This is a genomic window from Streptomyces sp. NPDC002130 (genome assembly GCF_040296465.1).
In the GTDB taxonomy this organism is placed as follows: Bacteria; Actinomycetota; Actinomycetes; order Streptomycetales; family Streptomycetaceae; genus Streptomyces.
This window is the reverse complement of the sequence record NZ_JBEOXI010000448.1, coordinates 1-3,729: the sequence shown is the minus strand read 5'-3', so window position 1 is coordinate 3,729 and position 3,729 is coordinate 1. Positions and strand designations below refer to the sequence as shown.

Below are 3,729 nucleotides of genomic sequence, written 5' to 3'. Positions count from 1 at the left end.
CTACGTCGGCTCGGTCGTGCTGCTGTCGATGCTGCTGCCCTGGAACAAGTACACCCGAGAACTGGAACGCTGGCTGATTTTGGCGATCGCGGCCTATCACGCGGACGTGCACACCGGCCTGAGCCGGAGCCCGGCTGCGCAGTGGACCAGCAGCACCGACGCCGATACCGCTCTGGCGAGCTCGACAGTGGTGGATGAGACCGCATTCTTAGTGGACTTCCTCCCCGTCATCCGGCGCCGACTGACCCGGACAGGGTTCGTCATCGACCACATCCAGTACTTCTCGAACGCGCTGAAACCATGGATCGCCAGGCGAGAGAAGTTGGGTCAGTTCGTTATCCGGCGTGATCCACGTGATCTGAGCAGGGTGTGGGTCCTGGACCCCGACAGCGGCGGCGGGTACGTCGAGGTGCCATACCGGACGATGTCACATCCGGCCGTGACAGCGTGGGAACACCGGGCAGCGGTGGTGCGCCTTCGAGAACAAGGCCGAGCAAGTATCGACGAACACGCTCTGTTCGCGATGATCGAGCAGATGCGTCAGATAGCCACGTCCGCACAGAGGTACACCAAGCGGGCCCGCCGTAATCGCACTCGCCGTTCTCATCTGAGCAGCATCACCACACCACCGGACACGCAGAGCCCGCCCGAGCTCGGCCCAGGCACCGACGACGTGCCGGTTCCGATCTTCGACGACATCGAAGAGTGGTGAATGGATGAACCACGACCCCCGAAACGCTCCCGCCGGCGACGATGACGACCGTAGTTGCGAAGACATCGACGTCGTTCGTGCGGACCTCACCCACCTGCGAAGTTCGGTCAGATCGATTGCGGTTCTTCCTGCCGCGCAACGCATCAGGCATATTCGTACTGAACGGTGGATCGGGTATCCGCGTGCACGGTCGGTGATCGAGCATCTTGAGACGTTGCTGGTGTGGCCGGATCGGCAACGTATGCCGAACGTGCTTCTGATCGGACCGACGAACAACGGCAAGTCGATGATCATCGAGAAGTTCCGGCGTGCGCACCCTGCTGTCAGCTTGCCCGATCGCGAGCAGATACCGGTGTTGTGTATGCAGATGCCTCCAGACCCAGCACCCGCACGGTTCTACCTGGCGATGCTTGCTGCACTCGGAACGCCGATCCGCCCGCGGAGCCGAGTCCACGAACTCGAACAGCAAGCAATCTCGCTGCTGCGAGCGACCGGGGTTCGGATGCTGATCATCGACGAGCTCCACAATGTTCTCGCCGGCCGCGACAACGTGCGCCGAGAATTCCTGAACCTGTTGCGGTTTCTAGGCAACGAACTGCGGATTCCTCTTGTCGGAGTGGGCACCCGAGAGGCGTACCTCGCGATCCGTAGTGATGCACAGTTGGAGAACCGTTTTCACCCCATGACGCTGCCGATCTGGACCAACGACATCGACACCCGCTCCCTGCTGGCGAGCTTCACCGCCAGCTTCCCGTTGCGTGCGCCCTCGCACCTGACGTCGGCGGAGATGACCGATTACCTCCTCACCCGGTGTGAGGGCACCATCGGCGAACTGGCCACGCTGTTGACCGCGGCCGCAGTGACCGCAATAGAGGCTGGCGAGGAAGCGATCACCTCGCAGGTGCTGACGCAGACTGCCTACTCCGGGCCCACCGAACGCCGTCGCCACTTCGAACGGCATCTGGCATGACATCAGCCGATGCCTCGCCAGCGCCTACAGCGTTCGACCACAGTGGGCATCCGCGGTGGCCGCTGCACCCGCAACCATTACCTGGTGAGACTCTGATGTCGTGGCTTGCCCGGACTAGCAGACTGTATTCGTTGATCGGTACAGCGGATCTTCTCGACGGGCTCGGTGTCGACACTTCGGGCGTGGACCTCGACCGCTACACACCCGAGCCGGTGCTATCCGCGCTTGCCCAGAGGAGCACCTGCACAGCGGAACGGCTGCGTGAGATGACGTTGGCGGGCGGTACGCCCTGGCTGCTCGACAGCACCGACCCCGGCGGATGCGACTTCGACACCTACGTCCATCAGTTCTCTGTCCTACTACCGGCGGGTCTGGCAAGGTCAGATCGACGTCGACGCGCACCGCCCGCCGGCACGTGGCTTCCCTGGGTGAGCAAGCTCGATACGCGGGCATGCCCCTTGTGTATCGACGACCTCGACACAGACGCCGACATCGCGGTCATGATGGCTCATCAGTACCCGATGCTGACCAGCTGCACGAAACACCTCTGCCGGCTCGAATTCTGTGCTGTCATACCCGGCCGACTGGTCTTTTGGGACAGGACACCGCCAGGCTCGGACGAACACGCACCACCGATACCCGTACCGGCAGTCGTCGCAGAAATCGACAGACGCACCGCCGTCGCGTTGACGTGCGGGTCGGTCGAGCTCGGCGGAGGCCGTGTTCATGCCGGAGTGTGGTTCAGGCTGCTGCGTACCGTCGTCGACGAGGTATCGACACCGCTGGTCCGCACCGGATGGTGGGCGAAGCCACTGAGCGCGATCTGGAAGTCCACCGGCCATTCTCGCCCGCTGCGGACATCGTGGGTTCCGTTCGAGCAACTGCGGTGTGACGAGCAAGCGAAGGTTTTGTTTGCTGCCGCGACCGCGATCAATGCGGTCGAGAACGATGAGATAGCCGCGAGCGGTGCTGATGCCTGCTTGCTGCGGCCGCGACGGTACGAGCCGGTCGATCCGGGGGCCGCTCCGACGAGGTCTCGCAGTCCGGTACCCGCCCGCAGCGCTTGGGACGGTGTGATTGCGGCGATCGATGCCGCTGTCGCCGCCGCCCGCGTCGACAGCGATGCCGCCCGATCTTTGTTCGGATTCGCTCGAACGGGGTGCCGCACCGAAGATGACGTCGATGAGCTGGCCTATGCCTTCGTCGAGCTCGGTATTCGACTGGACTGGGACTGAAGCGCGCTAGATCGCAATCGCCACACGTTTCTCTGCGCTTTCAGGCGGAATTCGATCGCACCCTGTAGTCACCCACGGTTTGTGTGCGGTGACCCACGAGAATTTTCCTTCCCGCACCGTCTTCGATGAATCGCCAGGTGAGCGTGTTTTGAATCCGAAAACTGTGTCGGAGGTGCCCGATACAGTTCTGCCCATGACAGAACGCCAGCTCACCGGCGGCTCGGCCGCGATTCCAGCTGTCTTGCCGGGCGGTACTGCGGCCGTGTTTCCGGATTTGCCGCCCGAGGTTGCGGCTCGGATCGAGCGATCGATGGCCGCGTCACGCTCCGCGGGGACCCGGCGGGCCTACGCTTCGGCGTGGCGACGCTTCGAGACCTGGTGCGCCGCCACCGGACATATCTCGTTGCCGGCGCACCCTGCGACGGTGGCTGCCTATCTCGTTGGAGCGGCCGACACACTCACAGTCGAGGGAACGCGGGCATATGCACCGTCGACGTTCGGTAAATGGGTTGCCGCGATCGCCGATAGTCACCGCGCTACTGGCCACGACAACCCGTGCGGCCACGAGATGGTGCGCGCCACCGTTTCCGGTATCCGACGGGATTACGCGTCGGCGGGGGAGCGACCCCGCAATCCGCGTGCGCCTCTGTTGACTTCCGACATCACCACGATCGTCGACCACGCGCGTCGCAGTTCGATCGGGTGGGCGTCGGAGGGTCGCCCACCGTCGCCGGTGTACCCAAGTGCGCGGTACAGCGGGGCGCACGCGTTCGGCATCCAGAGGGAGTCAGCACCCGCGCCCCTCGATCATT

General features: G+C 63.8%; 4 protein-coding genes. All 4 read left to right on the top strand.

Annotated elements, in window-relative coordinates; genetic code table 11:
• On the top strand, nucleotides 1–712 hold a 712-nt coding region (locus ABT116_RS40715), incomplete at its 5' end, for a Mu transposase C-terminal domain-containing protein (RefSeq protein WP_351645145.1).
• Nucleotides 713–716: 4 nt separating this feature from the next.
• Nucleotides 717–1,682, top strand: coding sequence for a TniB family NTP-binding protein (locus tag ABT116_RS40710; protein ID WP_054827569.1), 966 nt, complete (start codon nucleotides 717–719; stop codon nucleotides 1,680–1,682).
• Nucleotides 1,679–2,917, top strand: a complete 1,239-nt coding sequence (locus ABT116_RS40705; protein ID WP_256670145.1) for a TniQ family protein — start codon at nucleotides 1,679–1,681, stop codon at nucleotides 2,915–2,917. Before ABT116_RS40710 ends, ABT116_RS40705 begins: the two co-directional genes overlap by 4 nt.
• A gap of 193 nt (nucleotides 2,918–3,110) precedes the next feature.
• Nucleotides 3,111–3,729 (top strand): hypothetical protein (locus tag ABT116_RS40700; RefSeq protein WP_502984025.1); only part of this gene is annotated, 619 nt, incomplete at its 3' end.